The sequence below is a fragment of the Hyunsoonleella rubra genome, assembly GCF_042684665.1.
GTDB classification, from domain to species: Bacteria; Bacteroidota; Bacteroidia; order Flavobacteriales; family Flavobacteriaceae; genus Jejuia; species Jejuia rubra.
The window spans coordinates 693004-712111 of the sequence record NZ_JBHULY010000005.1; the positions used below are offsets into that span (position 1 = coordinate 693004).

Genomic DNA, 19108 nt, shown 5'->3' on the forward strand with positions numbered 1-19108 from the left:
ATGATGTATGGCGAAGAATTTAGTAATAGTTGAGTCACCTGCAAAGGCCAAAACAATAGAGAAATTTTTAGGAAAGGATTTTAAGGTAGAATCCAGTTTCGGACACATTGCTGACCTCCCTTCTAAGGAGTTAGGTGTTGATGTGGATGGGGATTTTAAACCGAAATATCAAGTGTCTCGGGACAAAAAAGATGTTGTAAAAAAATTAAAGGAACTTGCCAAGAAAGCCGAAATGGTTTGGTTGGCAAGTGATGAAGACCGAGAGGGGGAAGCTATTGCGTGGCATTTGGCCGAAACGTTAAAATTGGATAAATCCAAAACGAAGCGTATCGTGTTTCATGAAATTACCAAATCGGCCATTCAAAAAGCAATTGAAAATCCACGAGGTATAGATTATGATTTGGTGGATGCGCAACAGGCGCGCCGTGTGCTGGATAGAATTGTGGGATATGAATTATCTCCGGTGTTATGGCGAAAAGTAAAAGGCGGTTTGTCTGCCGGACGGGTGCAATCCGTTTCCGTACGATTGATTGTTGAAAAGGAAAGGGAAATTGAAGGGTTTACGCCGGTTGCTTCTTATAGAATAGATGCTGAGTTTTCAAATGAAGACGGTCAAGCCTTTAAGGCCAAATTGTCGAGAAATTTTGAAACCGAAAAAGAGGCTCTTGAGTTTTTAAATAAAAATATTGGTGCCGCATATGAGGTTTCAGATTTAGAAAAGAAACCTGCGAAAAAGACATCGGCACCCCCATTTACAACGTCAACCTTACAACAGGAAGCCTCAAGAAAGCTTGGGTTTTCTGTGAGCAGAACCATGACCAATGCCCAACGTTTGTATGAGGCAGGTTTGATTACCTATATGAGAACGGATAGTGTGAATCTATCTGATGAGGCCAGGGCCGGGGCAAAAGCCGAAATTCTTTCAGCTTACGGTGATAAATACAGCAAACCTCAAAATTATAAAGGCAAATCCAAAGGGGCGCAGGAAGCACATGAGGCCATTCGTCCAACTGATTTTTCAAGACATTCCTTGGCTATTGAAAGAGACCAAGCTAGATTGTACGAATTGATTTGGAAACGTGCCATCGCTTCTCAAATGAGTGATGCTGAATTGGAGCGTACCAATTTGAAAATCAAAGTCAACAGCTCAAAGGCTGTTAGTCAGCAATTTGTAGCCAATGGTGAAATCATCACCTTTGACGGCTTTTTAAAGGTATATTTAGAAGGTACCGATGATGAAGAGGTGGAGCAGGATGGTATTTTGCCAGATATGAAAGTTGGTGAAACCCTAAATAACCAATACATCACGGCCACGGAGCGCTTTACCCGTCCTCCATCCAGATATACCGAGGCATCTTTAGTAAAGAAATTAGAGGAGTTGGGTATCGGTCGTCCGTCAACTTATGCGCCAACTATATCCACCATTCAAAATAGAAATTATGTGGAGAAAGGTTCTAACGAAGGTGTTGAAAGAAAGTATAAGCAGTTTGTGTTTAAAAGCGGTGCTGTAAAAGAAAAGAACCTTACTGAAAAAACGGGAGCCGATAAAGGAAAATTGGTGCCAACCGATATAGGAATGATAGTAACGGACTTCTTGGTAAACCATTTCGAAGCTATTTTAGACTATAATTTTACGGCCAAAGTTGAAGAGGATTTTGACGACATTGCAGATGGCAAGGAAGATTGGACGGAAATGATGCAATCATTTTACAAGAAATTTCACCCCGTGGTGGAAGATGTAAAAGAGAATGCCGATAGGGAATCTGGTGAACGTATTTTAGGTGAAGACCCAAAAACAGGACGCCAGGTAAGTGTGCGACTGGGGAGGTTTGGGCCAATGGTTCAAATTGGTACCGTGGACGACGAAGAAAAACCCTTGTTTGCTAGCTTAAGCCCAGACCAGCAATTGAATACCATTACTTATGATGAAGCCATGGCATTGTTCGAACTGCCTAAAACCCTTGGGAATTATGAGGGTGAGGAGGTTCAGGTAAACAATGGACGTTTTGGGCCATATGTTAAATTTGGTTCGTCATTTGTGTCCTTGCCAAAAGGTGTCGATCCTTTGAGTGTGGAGCTTGACGAAGCAATTAATTTAATAGAAGAAAAGAAAAAGGCGGATGCACCTATATATATGTATCAGGATTTGCCGGTGCAAAAAGGTAAAGGGCGTTTTGGACCATTCATCAAATGGAATAACATGTTCATCAATGTGAACAAAAAGTACGATTGGGATAATTTGTCAGATTCTGATATTGTGGAATTGATTGAAGACAAAATTCAAAAGGAAAAGGATAAATTGATCCACCATTGGGAAGATGAAGGTATCCGAGTTGAGAAGGCGCGTTGGGGCAGGCACAATGTCATCAAAGGCAAAATAAAAGTAGAATTGCCCAAAACCGTTGATGTTACGGATATGACTTTGGAGGAAGCCAAAGCCCATATCGAGACAAAAGCACCAAAGAAAAGAGCGACCAAAAAGCGAACCACAAAAAAAGCAAGCGAAAAAAAATAAACACAACACCCAAGCATGAACTTCAATTTTCTCTCCCCAGTATCTGACAATGTTTTAGCCCATAACGAGTTGTTGTCGATGCAAGCCCTGGGAAGGAAGCTACGGGTGCATTCTAATCAGCGAGGTATTCCGGATTTGGATGGGGTCAATATCGCCATATTGGGCATCATTGAAAACAGAAATGATGTAGATTATATTGGTGAGGCCTTTGAATTGGATGAAGTTAGAAAATCCCTTTATGCCCTGTTCCCGGGAAGTTGGTCCGCTACCATTGCCGATTTGGGTGATATCAATGCCGGTGAAAGTGTTGAAGATACATATTTTGCTCTTAAGGAAACCATTGCCATTCTGGTAAAGAAAAATATCATTCCCATTTTGTTGGGAGGCAGTCAGGATTTAACCTATGCCAACTATAGGGCATATGATAGTGTTATCCCAATGGTGAATTTGGTCAACGTGGATTGCAAGTTCGATTTGGGCGATTCAGCTAAGCCCATCAAAAACAATAGTTATGTTGGGAAGATAATTCTCGACGAACCGTATAACCTGTTCAACTATTCCAATATCGGATATCAAACCTATTTCAATTCACAGGAAGAAATTGATTTGATGGAGCGCCTCTACTTTGAATCCTATCGTTTAGGCCAGGTCAACCAAGACATCACTATTGTGGAACCCGTATTGCGGGATGCTAATATCGTAAGTTTAGATTTAAGATGCGTTAAGGGCGCAGAAGTGAGTTTGCGCCAAAAGTTTTCGCCAAACGGATTGGACGGAAAGGAAGTGTGTGCCATCGCACGTTATGCTGGCATCAGCAATAAAGTCAGCTCTTTTGGCATTTATGAATATAAACCTTCAAGTGACGATGCCCTTTCGTCGATGCTTATAGCTCAAATCATTTGGTATTTTATCGAAGGTGTAAACTGCCGGGTGAAGGATGATGATTTCACGGATGAAAGTAGCTATCAAAAGTTTACCGTATTGGTTGATGAACAAGAACTTGTCTTCTATAAAAGTAATAAAACGGGGCGTTGGTGGATTGAGATTCCTTTTTTAGCCGAGGTAAATAATAAATTAAAAAGACATACGTTATTACCATGCACGCACCAGGATTACGTCGATGCCACTAAAAATACGGTCCCAGACCGCTGGTATAAAGCGTTCCAGAAGAATTCCGTGTAATAGACAAAGTATGGTCAAACGGTTAATTTTATCGATGAAATGCTTTCTTTTTACGATGAAACGTTAATTTTTTAGACAAATAGTTGTTTTTCTTAAAATATATAAATATGTTTACGCTCTCAAAATTGAAGCATAAATAATTAACCTCGAGTTTTCTATGAATATGAAGAAGTTTGTTTTATTAACCGCAGTTTTAGCTCTGCTCACTAGTTGTGGCTCTAACGATAAGGGTGAACTGGTAGGAGTTAAAGGAAAAAAATGGCATCCAGAAAAACCTTATGGTATGGAATTGGTGCCTGGTGGTGCTTTTATAATGGGTAAAGCTGACGATGATCTTGCCGGGGTAAATGATGCTCCTGGTAAAACCGTGACGGTAAGAGCCTTTTACATGGATGCAACCGAAATTACAAATAGCGAATACAGACAATTCGTTCATTGGGTAAGAGATTCTATATTACGTATGAAATTGGCAATTCTTGCCGATGAAGTCGGGAAAACTCCTGAAGATGGTGGTATTGGTGAGTTTGCATTTAAGGATGCTGATACCGCTAATATGTCCGTATACGAAAAATATATGTTTGAAAACTACACTGGATTGGGCCCGACTGGCTATGAAGGTAGAAAAATCAATAGAGATATCGATTTGATTTTGGATACAGCAGACTATCCGGATGAATTCTATGCAGAGGTAATGGATACCATGTATTTACCTTTGGAAGAATCTTATAACGGACAACGCACTTGGGATGTGAAGAAATTCAAGTTCCAGTATAGCTTTATGGATATTCAGGAAGCCGCTAGAAATAGAGGTGTCAAGCGCAGTAAAGTAATGAAGAAGGAAGAAATCGAAATTTATCCAGACACAACGGTTTGGATTCGCGATTTCCAATACTCTTATAATGAGCCAATGCACAATGATTATTTTTGGCACGAGGCCTACGGGGACTATCCTGTAGTAGGCGTTACTTGGCAACAAGCCAAAGCCTTCTGTGAGTGGAGAACAATCAACAAGAATTCTTATCAAAAATCAAGAAAAGGAGCGGCTTTGGTCAATACCTTTAGATTGCCATCCGAGGCAGAGTGGGAGTACGCAGCCAGAGGTGGTCTACAAGCGGCAACATATCCTTGGGGAGGCCCATATACCAAGAGTGATAGAGGATGTTTTATGGCAAACTTTAAGCCGGTACGTGGGGACTATGCGGCAGATCAAGCATTGTACACGGTAGAAGCAAAAAGCTATGAGCCAAACGATTACAACTTATACAATATGGCAGGTAATGTTGCTGAATGGGTAAATGCATCGTACGACCCTGCATCATATGAGTACAATTCAACCATTAACCCAAGCGTTAATGATCCAGACAACAAACGTAAAATCATACGCGGCGGGTCTTGGAAAGATGTAGCTTACTTTTTACAGGTAAGTACTAGAGATTACGAATACGCAGATTCTGCGAGAAGTTATATAGGTTTCAGAACGGTTCAGGATTACATGGGGACAAACGTAACCCGGAACGCAAGAAACAAGTAAAATCAAAATAATAACTATTAATTTAACCTACTTGAGCGGTTTATCTGCTCAAAATTAAAAACCAGAAATTATGGCACAGTCAAAAGCAAGTAAAAGGTTCATGAATATGGCCTACGGATTGGGAGCATCAATTGTAATTGTTGGAGCTTTATTCAAAATTACACACTTTGAAATAGGATTCCTTACCGGAAATGTTATGTTAACGATAGGTCTTGTTACCGAAGCAATTATATTCGCGCTCTCAGCGTTTGAACCTGTAGATGACGATTTAGATTGGTCTTTAGTATACCCAGAATTAGCTGGAGGATCTGCTAAGGAAAAAGAGAACCCTAAAGGTGTTTTATCTCAAAAATTAGATGAATTATTAAAAGAAGCTAAGATTGATGGAGAATTAATGGCCAGTTTAGGCGATAGCATCAAGAATTTTGAAGGTGCTGCAAAAAGCATTTCTCCAACAGTGGATTCAATCCAAGCTACTCAAAAATATGGTGAAGAACTATCTTTAGCGGCCGCTCAAATGGAATCTTTGAACAGCTTGTACAAAGTTCAATTGGATAGCATTAACAAACAAGCTTCTATCAACGAAGAGTCTGTTGAAAATGCAGCCAAGGTAAAAGAACAAATGGAATCTTTGGCGTCTCATTTATCCTCACTTAACGGTGTGTACGGTGGTATGTTGTCTGCTATGAACAAAAAATAATTAGGGGTTAACCCAAATTTAATTAACCATTAAAACCTAATTAACATGGCAGGAGGAAATTTATCACCAAGACAGAAGATGATAAACTTAATGTATTTGATATTTATTGCGATGCTCGCATTAAACATGTCAAAGGAAGTTTTATCAGCCTTCGGATTAATGAACGAAAAGCTTACAGAGTCTAACGAGGCTACTGAAGCTAGAAACGCAAGTTTCGTAGCTAGTTTGGACCAAAAGGCTTCAGACCAGCCCGAAAAATACAAACCTTTAAAAGCCAAAGCAGATCAGATTGACGCGCTTGCGCACAAGTTTGATTCTTATTTAGTGGATTTAAAAGGAAAGATGACCGCTACGGTGGACGACCCTACCGATTACGAAATCATGGATAAGGGTGATTACCTTGACCAAAATTTCTTTAAGGGCGATAAGCTTAAACCTGAAGGAGAAGAATTCCTAAATCAGATCAATGGATTTAGAGATGGAGTGATTCAAGTACTTTCAGGCGATAAAGCTATGGAAGGGATCATCAAGGAAGTTCAGGACAAATTTAGTACTGAACAAGAAGTTAACCGTGACGGTATTAAAGTAGATTGGTTGGATTACCACTATAAAGGTTTCCCTCTGGTAGCTTCCTTAACCAAAATGACACAACTACAAGCTGATATCAAAACTACCGAATCTGAGATTTTATCAAAAATGTTAGAGGGTGAGTTGTCTAGCCAGGTATCTATGACGAACTATACCACTTTAATGGAGACCTCTAAATCTGCCTACTTTAATGGAGAGCAGTTTGATGGTCAGATCGTACTAGGTCGTAAAGATGCTACAACCAAGCCTAAAAGAGTAGAATTAAAATTGGATGGCAGACCACTTTCTGAAAACCAATATACTATCGAAGATGGTAAGGTGAAATTGAAATTAGGAACTGGTGGTGTTGGAGAGCACAAAATCACAGGTGACCTTATTTTTGGTGAAGGTGGTGAGGAAATTAAAGTTCCTGTAAACACATCTTTCGCTACTGTGGCAAAACCAAATTCGGCAACGATTTCAGCTGATAAAATGAACGTAGTGTACCGTGGAGTAAAAAACCCAATGACTATTTCGTTTGCAGGTATTCCTGATAACAAAGTTTCGGCTAGTGCCCAAGGATTGGCAAGAGGTGGTGGAAGCAAATACGTAATGGACGTGACTACTGTAAAGGGACGTGAGGTAACCATCAACGTTACCGGTACACTTCCTGACGGTGGTAAAGTATCGGATAGAGCTACTTTCAGAATTAAGGATTTGCCAAGGCCTACAGGTACTATCAGAGGTGAAACTTCTGCAAAAATGCAACGTCAGAGTTTAGAAAAATCTACTGTTGGTGCTATGTTTGAAGACTTTGACTTTGAATTACCATTGCGTGTTACAGGATTTAAATTTAAAGTTCCTGGACAACCAACAATAAATGTAAGAGGAAGTAAGTTAGATAGTAGAGCCAAAAGTGCTTTACGCAAGGCCAAGCGTGGTTCTGGTGTTCAGATATTTGATATCGAAGCTAAAGCCAGTGGAGTAAGTGTGATACTTAAAAAGGTATCCCCAGTATTTATTGAGCTTACAAATTAAAAAGAAACTATTGGGCTAGCCTCGGTTGGCCCAATATTTATAAAATTGAAAATAAGATGAATTTGAAAAGTGTTTTGTTAGCTGTTGTTGCTGTTTTTACGGTATCTAGTGTATTTGCCCAAGCGAATATATTAAATGCCAAAAGCCCTGAGGAAATCGGGGTAAGAACGGCGGAACAAAAGGAAATTGACAACGATAAACCATTGGAATATGGATATGTTGACGATAGAGATATCCTTTTTTCTAAAATGACATGGGAAAAAGTTGTGCTTGATGAGCGCGCCAACTTTCCATTGTATTATCCAATAGATACCAATAATATTGGAAACGACAGGAGATCTCTTTACGATGTTTTGATGAAGAACATCAAAAATGGGAAAATCAAAAACATTTATGATGATTCTTATTTTACTACTAAGCGTACACTTAAAGATATTCAGGCCGCATTGAAAAGTATTGATACTACCGAATTGGGTATCGAACAGTTGAATGCAGGCGAACAATTATCTGATGAGTATATAGACGTAAGGGAAATTACAGCCGCCGAAATTCAAGAGTACCATATCAAGGGACTTTGGTATTTCGATAAGCGTCACGCTGAAATGAAGTACAGACTTTTGGGAATTGCTCCAGTAGCGCCAGATGTTAACTTCATCGATGATGATAATCCAGATTTAGTGGAGTTATTCTGGGTATTTTTCCCAGATGCCCGAGAAGTATTGCATGAGGCTAAAGCCTTTAACAATTCCAATAGTGCCATTCCGCATTCGTTTGATCATATTTTGAATGCCCGTCGTTTTCAAGGTTATATTTACAAAGAAGAAAACGTACAAGGCGATAGAAAGATTAGCGAATACGTTTCGGATAATGCTTTAATGCAACTTCTTGAATCTGAGCGCATCAAAACAAAAATCAGGGATTTTGAATTGGATATGTGGACATATTAGTTTAAAACCTAAAGTATAAAAATGAACGCCCGCTTTTTTTTTGCGGGCGTTTTTATTTATCTAATATTCAAACGGCACCAATTCCTCCTCTTCATTTCAAGGGGAGGACAATCCTGCCTTTGGCGGGATTAGGAGGGGTTTATGTGCATGAGTGGGTAAGTCGTTGCAAGTTCGGCCTAAATTCTTCACCATTTCCACTATATTCGTACCAAATGAAAAAAGAATACGACTACATCATTGTGGGCCTTGGTTTAGCTGGCATCAGCTTTTGTGAGCAGTTAAGAAAGCATAATAAGACCTTCGTGGTCTTTGATGACGGCTCCCAAAAATCGTCCACAGTTGCGGGAGGATTATATAATCCAGTCGTTTTAAAGCGTTTTACTGCCGTTTGGAAAAGCGATGAGCAATTGCCCTTAGCACTTGCAATGTATCAAGACTTAGAGCAATTGCTGGGAGTAAAAGTGGATTTTAAAATCCCGGTGTACCGAAAATTTGCATCAATTGAAGAACAAAACGATTGGTTTGCGGCCTCAGATAAACCGGCACTTAAGCCATATCTTGCAAGTGGCATTATTAAAAATGAAAACCCAGCCATTCAAGCCTCCTTTGGTTTTGGTGAAGTGCTGCATACAGGGCGGATTGACGTCAAAACTCTATTGGAAGCCTATCGTAAATATTTATCTGAAAAAGGGCTTCTTAGAAAGAAGTCTTTTGAGTGCTCGGAGGTTTTAAACAATACTGATTCAGTAAGTTATAAAAATATCAATGCGAAACATATTGTGTTTTCTGAAGGCTTTGGGGTCGCCAAAAACCCCTTTTTTCAAAACTTGAAATTATCGCCAACTAAAGGAGAACTACTGGTTATCCATGCGCCCGATTTGAAGATTGATTTCGTATTGAAAGGTCCAGTGTTTTTGATTCCTTTGGAAAACGATTTATATATCGTTGGGGCCACTTATGAACTCTACGATTTAACCCACAAACCTACTGATAAAGCCAAAAACAAATTATTGGAAGGTTTAAAAACGATGATTTCCTGTCCGTTTAGTGTTGTAAATCAAGTAGCGGGCATCCGCCCCACAGTTAGAGATAGGCGGCCTTTAGTGGGGCAACATCCAGTTCATAAGAACCTGTATGTTTTAAATGGATTAGGAACCAGGGGGGTGATGATAGGGCCCTATGTAGCCAAACAACTTTACAATTTTATTGAAAACGAAGAAGAACTTGAGCCCTCAATAAATATTTCCCGATACAACTAGGATTGTCCCTTTTTGTTCGCTAATTTTTCATCATAATTCATGAACATATTGATCCAAATATTTCGGGAAAGGCGCATGATTATTGGCATAAACACAATTAGGGTCCCCACTATCGAAATAAAAGTTATTTTTAGGTTGGCACCTAAAAAAAGATTGCTAATGAAGAAAGCGGCCACCGCAAAAGCAATCCCAACAGCATAGCTGACATACATGGCGCCGTAGAAAAATGAAGGTTCGATTCTATATTTGGTATTGCAGTGCGAACAGCGCTCATTAACTTTCAAAGTTTCTGAAAACACATAAGCATTTTTGTTGCTGTACATCGATTCCTGATGGCACTTAGGGCAACTTCCCGTCAAAATGCTGTACAATTTCGTCCCTTTTTTAAACATTTATTTCAAAAATATGTCAGCTCGCCACAACTGTGGTGAGGCTTCAAATTAAACTGTCATTCCCATGAAAATGGGAATCTAAATAAAAAATTTCAAGAAATTTTTTATCGTATTTTTGCTCGCAACAAAAGTAATTGTAATAATCCAAAAGGTTGTAACATTAGTCACATTTCTATGTTGAATATCCATAACTTATCTATTTCATTTCAAGGCGAATACCTGTTTGAAGATATTACCTTTAAGCTAGGTAATGGTGATCGTGTAGGTCTGATTGGAAAAAATGGTGCCGGGAAATCTACGATGCTCAAAATTCTATCCAAGGAATTGGAACCGGATTCGGGACAGATTGCTACTGATAAAGCACTGAAGATAGGGTTTTTAAAGCAGGATATTGATTTTGTTCAAGGGCGAACAGTTTTGGAGGAAGCCTATCAAGCATTTACGGAAATCAAGGCTTTGGAAGCCAAAATGGAGCGCATCAATACGCAATTAGCCGAGCGTACGGATTATGAAAGTGAGGGTTACAACCAATTGATGATTGATATCAATGATTTACAACATCAATATGAAATTTTAGGTGGTTATAATTATCAGGGTAATACAGAGAAAATTCTGCAAGGGCTTGGGTTTTCACGTGATCAATTCAATAATCCTACCGATACGTTCTCTGGAGGGTGGCGCATGCGGATTGAGCTGGCAAAATTGCTACTTCAAAATAATGATATCCTCCTTTTGGATGAGCCTACAAACCATTTGGATATTGAATCTATTATTTGGCTTGAAGGTTTTTTAAAGAACTACCCGGGAGCTGTGGTAATTGTGTCTCATGATAAAATGTTTTTGGACAATATTACCAATCGGTCTATTGAAATCTCATTGGGCAGAATTTATGATTACCCGAAGCCCTATTCCAAATATTTGGTTTTAAGAAGGGAACTGCGCGAACAACAGTTGGCCTCACAAAAAAATCAACAAAAACAGATTGAGCATACCGAAAAATTGATTGAAAAGTTCCGGGCAAAGGCCTCTAAGGCCACCATGGCTCAATCCCTCATTAAAAAACTGGATAAGATTGAGCGAATCGAGGTGGACGGGGATGATAATAGCGTTATGACCTTAAATTTCCCCGTATCTGTAACACCGGGCAAGGTGGTAGTAGAGGCAGAGAGGATTTCGAAAAGTTACGATGAAAACGAGGTGTTAAGATCAATCGATTTATTAATCGAACGTGACAGCAAAACCGCTTTTGTTGGGCAGAACGGTCAAGGAAAATCCACTTTAGCAAAGATTATTGTTGGTGAAATCAAGCACCAAGGACAGTTAAAGTTGGGACATAATGTGCAAATCGGCTATTTTGCTCAAAACCAAGCTGAGTATTTGGATGGCAACAAAACGGTGCTGGATACCATGATAGATGCTGCCAATGAATCCAATCGAAGTAAGGTACGCGATATTTTGGGATCGTTTTTGTTTAGGGGAGACGAGGTTGAAAAGTATGTGAGAGTACTTTCTGGTGGGGAGCGCAACCGATTGGCGTTGGCCAAGTTAATGCTTCAGCCATTTAATGTCCTCATAATGGATGAGCCTACCAACCATTTGGATATCAAATCGAAAAATGTTCTTAAAGAAGCGCTCAAGCGCTACGAAGGGACATTGATTGTGGTGTCTCACGACAGGGATTTTCTTCAAGGGCTAACCAATAAAGTGTACGAGTTTAAGGACCACAAAATCAAAGAATATTTAGGCGATATCGATTATTATTTGGAGCAACGCCAGGTACTGAATCTTCGCGAGGTAGAAAAGCGTACGGTGGTTAAAGATACACCGAAACAAAAAAATAAACAGTCCTACGAAGAACAGAAAAGGCTCAAATCATTAAATAACAAATTGAGCAGCGTGGAGGCCAAAATTTCTCAATTAGAAAAGGAAATAAAAGAAGACGATGTAGAATTGGCCACGAATTATGATGCTACGGTGGCTGATAAAAGTTTTTTTGATAAATATCACAAAAAAAAGCAAAGGTTGGAGGAGCTCATGGCAGACTGGGAAGCTATTCAATATAAGTTGGAAACTCTGTCCTAACCGGTAATCTACCTTTTTAAGTTTTTTTTAACTGCAATCGGCAGGTATTTTGAATACTTTCGTAGAGAATGCCTAAATTGTCATGTCAAAATTTTTTGGCTTTCGCTAACCATCAACATTCATGCGCAATATCATCTTATCCCTTCTGGGTGTTATACTTATTATAGGAGCCGTTTTTATTGGTAATAGCATTGCCGAAAATAAAAAGAAAAGGCGGCCTGTTCCGAAAAAAGTTGTAAAAACGGTGTTTACCGACACGGTTCAAAATGGCATAGTTCAAATAGTGATTCCAGCCAATGGAAATTTAGTGGCCAAACAACGTGTGGAATTGTTTGCCGAAGTACAGGGCATATTTCGGTCTAACGGAAAGCTTTTTAGGCCTGGGCAGAAATATGTCAAGGGGGAAACGCTCATTAAAATTGACGCTTCTGAGCATTTTGCCAATGTGCAATCGGCCAAAAGCAATCTTTATAATTCTATTGCTTCAATAATGCCGGATTTAAGGTTGGATTTTCCTGAAGTTTATCCTAAGTGGCAAACCTATATCAATAATTTTAATTTGGAGGAATCAACGCCGAAATTGCCCGAAATGACTTCTGAAAAAGAGAACTTTTTTATCACCGGTCGAGGCATTGTATCCAGTTACTACAATGTGAAAAACTTGGAGCAACGTTTGGCAAAATACAATATCCGCGCACCATTTTCAGGTATTTTAACGGAGGCCTTGGTTACAGAGGGCTCGCTAATCAGAAACGGACAAAAATTAGGCGAATTCATCAGTCCTTCAGTTTATGAGATGGAGGTGGCCATTAGTAAGGCATATGCAGGTTTTCTTCAAGTTGGGGAGCAAGTTGCGCTTAATAATTTGGAGCATACTGAAACGTATTCTGGGGTAGTTTCCCGAGTTAATGGACGCATCGACCCCACGACCCAAACTGTTACGGCCTTTATTGAGGTGAAAGATGAGCGCCTAAAAGAAGGCATGTACCTTGAGGCCAATCTCAATGCTAAAAAAGAAGAAAATGCCATAGAAATTAGTAGGAGTTTGATGCTGGAGGGAGAACAGATTTTTGTAGTAAGAGATAGTATTTTGGATGTGATAGATGTCAATCCCGTCTATTTTTCGGATACCAAAGTGGTGCTAAAGGATATTCCCGAAGGCACTGTGATTATTGAAAAGCCCGTTCCAGGAGCCTACGCAGGCATGATGGTACGGCCTTTCGGTATAAAACAAAAGGAAGCTCCTCAAAAAACTAAGATAAGAAAAGCGCAATAGGCATGAGGAAATTAGTTGCCTATTTTATCAAACATAGTGTTGCGGTCAACGTTGTTGTTATTGCGTTTTTGCTTTTTGGCCTTTTCGGAGCTTCTAAACTGAAATCCTCTTTCTTTCCTTTAGTCGATTCAAAAAATATTAATATCAGTGTAACCTACCCTGGTGCTTCGCCACAAGAAGTAGAAGAAGGTATTATTCTGAAAATAGAAGATAATCTCAAGGGACTTAACGGCGTGGAACGTGTCACGTCAACTTCTAGGGAGAATAGCGGTACTATTAATGTTGAAATTGAAAAGGGAAAAGACGTTGATTTTATGTTGCTTGAAGTCAAGAATGCCGTGGACAGAGTGCCGTCTTTCCCTATCGGGATGGAGCCTTTGGTAGTGGCCAAAATAGAGAACATGCGCCCCACCATAACCTTTTCTATTAGTGGTTCCAACATTCCTTTGGCAACCCTTAAGCAATTAGGAAGGCAAGTTGAAAATGATTTAAGAGGTATTGATGGCATTTCCCAAATTGAAATTACTGGCTATCCAGATGAAGAAATTGAAATAGCGGTTAAGGAAACCGATTTATTGGCTTACAACCTTTCTTTTGCCGAAGTTTCTCAAGCTATCAACCGGTCCAGCCTTATAACTACTGGTGGTACAATAAAGACCGTTGCCGAAGAATATTTAATACGGGCCAATGCCCGCTCTTATTATGCCGATGAATTATCTAACCTTGTTGTAAAAGCTGATCCTTCTGGGCGTATTGTTCGGTTGAAAGATATTGCTGAGGTAAGTGATAAATTTTCAGAAACACCCAATGCCTCATATTTCAACGGGAATTTAGCAATTAATGTAACGATTACTAGTACGAATACAGAAGATTTAATTTCTTCCGCCGAGAAAACCAAAGCATATATTGAAGAGTTTAATCAAAAATACGACAACGTTCAGCTCAATGTGGTCAGGGATTTGTCTACTACGCTTGTACAACGAACAGACCTCCTTACCGAGAATGCCATTATAGGCATGATTTTAGTGCTCACCTTTTTATCCCTTTTTCTGAACATCCGCTTGGCGTTTTGGGTGGCTTTTGGGCTACCCGTGGCCTTTTTGGGTATGTTTATGTTTGCAGGGTTTTTTAATGTCACCATTAACGTGCTGTCCTTGTTTGGAATGATTATCGTGATTGGTATTTTGGTGGATGATGGTATTGTAATTGCCGAAAACATCTATCAGCAATACGAAAAAGGTAAATCCCCCAAGCAGGCTGCCATAGACGGCGTAATGGAAGTGTTACCGGCAATTATATCAGCAATAATTACCACGGTATTGGCTTTCAGTATATTCCTGTTTTTGGATGGCAGAATAGGAGAGTTTTTTGGGGAAGTATCGGTTGTTGTAATACTTACGCTTATCGTGTCTTTAGTCGAAGCTTTAATTATTTTACCAGCGCATTTAGCCCATTCCAAAGCGCTTAAGAAGCAAAGCACAGAGCCGAAATCTGGCATAGCTGGTGTTTTTCAAAGGTTGTTTTCCAAACTTCGGTATATCAATACCCTGGGTGATAGTATCATGAAATGGCTAAGAGATAATATGTATAGCCCAACCCTAAAATTCGCTTTGAAATATAAGTTTTTAACCTTCTCTTTTTTCGTGGTATTCTTCATATTGACTTGGTCAAGTGTATTAGGGGGTATCATAAGAGTATCCTTTTTTCCGCAAATTGCCAGTGATCGAGTGCAAGTATCGTTGAATATGCCAAATGGCACTAATGAAAAGGTAACGGATAGTATAATTTCGTTTATCGAGCAGAAAGCTATTGAAGCAACAAATGAAATTCATAATGAGTTTTTGGGTGAAAATGCTGAAAGTCATCTGGTGGAAAACATGATTAAACGTTTAGGGCCAGGGTCTTCATCGGCCTCGGTGTCAATCAATCTATTGCCAGGGGAAGAACGCCCTAATGAGATTACCGCAGGCATGGTGACTAATAAGATTCGTGAAAAGGTTGGACCAGTATTTGGAGTCGAGAGTTTAATTTTTGGATCCGGTAGAAATTTTGGTGGTAGTCCTGTTTCGGTTTCTTTGTTAGGCAATGATATCAATGAATTAAAAGCTGTAAAAGCCGAGTTAAAACAAAATCTTGAAAATAATATCTTATTGAAAGATGTTGCGGACAATGACCCGGCTGGCATAAAGGAAATCCGTCTGAAGTTAAAGGAAAGCGCCTATGCGCTTGGACTGAATTTGCAATCTATAATGGGGCAGGTGCGATCGGCATTTTTTGGTGCCCAGGCACAACGTTTCCAAAGAGGTCAGGACGAAATTAGGGTTTGGGTACGCTATGATAAAGAGGACAGAACATCCGTTAAAAATTTGGACAATATGCGCATTGTAACACCTAATGGCCAACGCGTTCCATTAAAGGAAGTAGCCACTTATACCATAGAACGAGGCGATGTGGCTATAAACCACTTGGATGGGCGCAGGGAAATTCAAGTTTCTGCCGATATCAAAGACCAAAAGAAAACGAGCGCCACGGATATTATGGCCGAGATACAAAATGATATTATGCCAGATATCCTGGCAAAATACCCAACGGTTACGCCGTCTTATGAGGGCCAGAACCGGGAACGTTTAAAACTCACCAATTCCTTAGGCCCAGTGGGTTTGGCAGTTTTAATCCTCATTTATATTGTAATAGCGTTCGCTTTTAAAAGTTACAGTCAACCGCTTTTGCTCATTATTTTGATTCCGTTTAGTTTGCCTGCAGTCGCTTGGGGCCATTGGATCCATGATTTTCCTTTGAATATTATTTCCCTTTTGGGGATTATTGCGCTCATTGGCATTATGGTGAATGACGGATTGGTACTTATTAGTAAGTTCAATAATAACCTTCGGGAAGGGATGACCTTTGACGACGCCCTTTACGAGGCTGGTCGTTCAAGGTTTCGGGCTATCTTCTTAACCTCAATAACAACTGTGGCAGGTTTGGCACCTTTAATTTTTGAGGAAAGCAGGCAGGCGCAGTTTCTAATTCCCATGGCGGTTTCTATAGCATACGGCATCGGCTTTGCTACTGTTTTGACATTGATTATGTTGCCTATCTTTTTATCCTTTGGCAATAATGTAAAAACGACCGCTAAATGGTTATGGCTCAATAGGGAAATTTCAAAAGAAGAAGTTGAGCGCGTGGTTTATGAAAAGGATGATGATTTGGAATTGGAAGACACGGAGACTCATTTGATGAATGATAAGTATGTGACCGAGGAAGAAGTATTAGCTCTATTAAATAAACAAAACAATTCCGATGAAAAGTAGAATAGTACTATACTCAGCATTAGTTTTACTTGGAATGTTTGGTAATTCCCAACAGGTACTGGGTACAGAATACGCACTAAAATTGGCATTGGAGCATAATTATGGTATTAAAATTGCCAATAACCTAGCGGAATTGGCCGAGAACAATGCCGATATTTTGAATTCAGGCTACTTACCGACACTCACGGGGAATGCAGGGGCTTCTATTGATAGACAAAATACTGAAGGGCAATTGGCCCCTCAGCCCGATCCAGATAACCCTGATGGCCCAGCTATTCAAAGACCACCTCGTATAGCTAATGGGGCTGAGACGAGGAGATATAATGCTTCACTAAATTTAAATTATGTATTGTTCGATGGGTTGGGCAGAATGTATAATTACAAACGCTTAAAGGAAGAATATCAGCTGTCGGAATTGGACGCACGGGAAACCGTGGAAACTACAATTACACAATTATTCTCAATATATTACACCGTTGCGCAATTCTCTGAGAATACTAGGATTTTGGAGCAGACCTTAACCATTTCTAAAGATAGACTAACCCGAGCGACGTATCAGTTTGACTATGGTCAAAGCACGAAGTTGGAAGTGCTGAATGCCGAAGTAGATATAAACAACGATAGCATCAACCTTATTAATGCCCGACAGCAATTGAGAAATGCAAAACGAGACTTAATGGTAGTTTTGGGTAATAAAATGCCGATTGAGTTTGACGTGCAAACGGATGTCAGCTTTCTGCTTAATTTGGATAAAGAAGAGTTACTTTCAAAAACTCAGATGAACAACATTGACTTATTGAGGGCCGAAAAAAACATCAGTATCAGTCAATTTGATGTAAAAGCTAGCAAAGCCCAATTTTTACCTTCGGTGGGATTACAGGGGTCTTATGGTTGGAACGAAACTGCAAACAATAACAATCCAATAGCGTTCGTACTCCAAAGTACGAGCAGTGGGGTTTCGGGTGGGGTAAACTTAACATGGAATCTGTTTGATGGAGGTACTTCAATAACCCGAACAAAGAATGCTAGAATCAATCTCGAAATCCAAGAGCTACAAAAAGAGCAGTTGCAAATGGATGTGGAACGGAATTTTAACAATGCTTGGGAAGACTATCAAAATAAACTTACTGTTTTGGGGATGCAGGAGGGTAATATCATCACCGCGTCCAATAATTTTGAAAGAACCCAGGAGAAATTCAAGCTAGGACAGGTCAATTCTATTGAGTTTAGGCAAGCTCAGATTAATTTAATAAATGCGGAACTCAATAGAAACCAGGCTAAATATCAGGCTAAAGTGGCGGAGTTGGAAGTCTTGAGAATAAGTGGAGAATTGCTGAACGTCGATTTTTGAAGAAATTAAATGTTAAAATTTTATGTATTTCGTCGAATAAAATAGTTTTTCATCTATATGATAGCTAATTTCGTTGAGTATTAGTCCTAAAATCGACCTAAAGATGAAAACCTTAAAGCTAACAATTCTTAGTCTATTCGTAGCAGTTTCGGCTTTTGCGAATATTTCGAATAGTGAAAAAGAGGCGCTCTTAGCCCTTTATAACAGTACCAATGGCGCGCAATGGAATGCTACTTGGGATATTAATGCCTCCATAGATACATGGAACGGTGTTAAAATTGAAAACGGAACGGTTACCGAAATCAACTTACCTTTCAATAACCTAAAAGGTGAATTGCCTGCTGAAATTGCCAGTTTGGTAAATCTTAAAACCTTAAATCTTGGTTTTAATGGCTTAACTGGAACTATTCCATCGGAGTTGAGCAAGTTGACCAACCTTGAGGCTCTTGAATTGTTTATGAATAAATTTGAAGGCGATATTCCTTCTGAATTAGGTAACTTAAAAAACCTAAAATCCTTAAAATTATATAGTAACCAATTAACGGGAAATATTCCTTCTTCTATTATGGAATTGACCAATTTAGAAGAGTTGTTATTGGGTAGTAATTTTTTAACAGGAAATATTCCAACCGAAATCTTTGCATTGACCAAGTTGAAAAAATTCAGCGTTATGGACAATAAAATGGATGGTGAAATTCCTGTTGAGATTGCACAATTGGAAGACCTGGAAGAGTTATTATTGTCAAGCAATCAGTTTACTGGGGATTTGCCAATGGAGTTGATTAATTTGACAAACCTTAACACCATTATGGTTAGCGATAACAACCTGAACCAAGAATATATCAGTGTTTCAGGCAAGAATCCACCAGCTTTGATGCGTTTAAATACCCAAAGCGCTACGGCCACAATGGACATTGAAAAAGATTAATTAGTAAAGTTATTTATCAATAAGTTAAT

Annotated in this window: 13 protein-coding genes; 12 read left to right on the plus strand and 1 reads right to left on the minus strand. The window is 39.4% G+C overall.

Annotated features, from left to right (window positions below):
* Window positions 1–7 precede the first annotated feature (7 nt).
* The 7 genes from topA (at window position 8) to ACFSR8_RS03885 (ending at window position 9739) form a co-directional block, all read left to right on the plus strand.
* Complete coding sequence (gene topA, locus ACFSR8_RS03855) at window positions 8–2515, plus strand: type I DNA topoisomerase (RefSeq protein ID WP_380289195.1); 2508 nt, start codon at window positions 8–10, stop codon at window positions 2513–2515.
* A 15-nt stretch (window positions 2516–2530) separates the two neighbouring features.
* Window positions 2531–3697, plus strand: a complete 1167-nt coding sequence (locus ACFSR8_RS03860; protein ID WP_380289197.1) for a formimidoylglutamase — start codon at window positions 2531–2533, stop codon at window positions 3695–3697.
* A gap of 163 nt (window positions 3698–3860) precedes the next feature.
* The gene (porK, locus tag ACFSR8_RS03865; protein ID WP_380289199.1) at window positions 3861–5228 is read left to right on the plus strand and encodes a T9SS ring complex lipoprotein PorK/GldK; all 1368 of its coding nucleotides are present in this window, start codon (window positions 3861–3863) and stop codon (window positions 5226–5228) included.
* Window positions 5229–5298: 70 nt separating this feature from the next.
* Entirely contained in the window at window positions 5299–5928 is a 630-nt protein-coding gene (porL, locus tag ACFSR8_RS03870) for a type IX secretion system motor protein PorL/GldL (RefSeq protein WP_186560138.1), read from the plus strand.
* A 45-nt stretch (window positions 5929–5973) separates the two neighbouring features.
* Window positions 5974–7533, plus strand: coding sequence for a type IX secretion system motor protein PorM/GldM (gene porM / locus ACFSR8_RS03875; RefSeq protein ID WP_380289201.1), 1560 nt, complete (start codon window positions 5974–5976; stop codon window positions 7531–7533).
* Window positions 7534–7589: 56 nt separating this feature from the next.
* Entirely contained in the window at window positions 7590–8480 is an 891-nt protein-coding gene (gene porN / locus ACFSR8_RS03880) for a type IX secretion system ring subunit PorN/GldN (protein WP_380289203.1), read from the plus strand.
* Between the two features lie 212 nt (window positions 8481–8692).
* A complete protein-coding gene (locus tag ACFSR8_RS03885) occupies window positions 8693–9739 on the plus strand; it encodes an NAD(P)/FAD-dependent oxidoreductase (protein ID WP_380289205.1) in 1047 nt (348 codons plus the stop codon).
* On the opposite strand, the gene ACFSR8_RS03890 is transcribed toward ACFSR8_RS03885, so the two are convergent.
* The gene (locus tag ACFSR8_RS03890; protein WP_380289207.1) at window positions 9736–10131 is read right to left on the minus strand and encodes a DUF983 domain-containing protein; all 396 of its coding nucleotides are present in this window, start codon (window positions 10129–10131) and stop codon (window positions 9736–9738) included. The two genes, ACFSR8_RS03885 and ACFSR8_RS03890, sit on opposite strands and share 4 nt — an antisense overlap.
* A 174-nt stretch (window positions 10132–10305) precedes the next feature.
* Between ACFSR8_RS03890 and ACFSR8_RS03895 the strand changes: the two genes are divergently transcribed.
* From ACFSR8_RS03895 to ACFSR8_RS03915, 5 genes are all read left to right on the plus strand, one after another.
* Entirely contained in the window at window positions 10306–12213 is a 1908-nt protein-coding gene (locus ACFSR8_RS03895) for an ABC-F family ATP-binding cassette domain-containing protein (protein ID WP_380289209.1), read from the plus strand.
* A 121-nt stretch (window positions 12214–12334) separates the two neighbouring features.
* Entirely contained in the window at window positions 12335–13489 is a 1155-nt protein-coding gene (locus ACFSR8_RS03900) for an efflux RND transporter periplasmic adaptor subunit (RefSeq protein ID WP_380289211.1), read from the plus strand.
* A 2-nt stretch (window positions 13490–13491) separates the two neighbouring features.
* Entirely contained in the window at window positions 13492–16800 is a 3309-nt protein-coding gene (locus ACFSR8_RS03905; protein WP_380289213.1) for an efflux RND transporter permease subunit, read from the plus strand.
* The gene (locus tag ACFSR8_RS03910; RefSeq protein WP_380289215.1) at window positions 16790–18151 is read left to right on the plus strand and encodes a TolC family protein; all 1362 of its coding nucleotides are present in this window, start codon (window positions 16790–16792) and stop codon (window positions 18149–18151) included. The genes ACFSR8_RS03905 and ACFSR8_RS03910 overlap by 11 nt, the downstream gene beginning before the upstream one ends.
* A gap of 103 nt (window positions 18152–18254) precedes the next feature.
* Complete coding sequence (locus tag ACFSR8_RS03915) at window positions 18255–19079, plus strand: leucine-rich repeat domain-containing protein (protein WP_380289217.1); 825 nt, start codon at window positions 18255–18257, stop codon at window positions 19077–19079.
* Window positions 19080–19108: the final 29 nt, after the last annotated feature.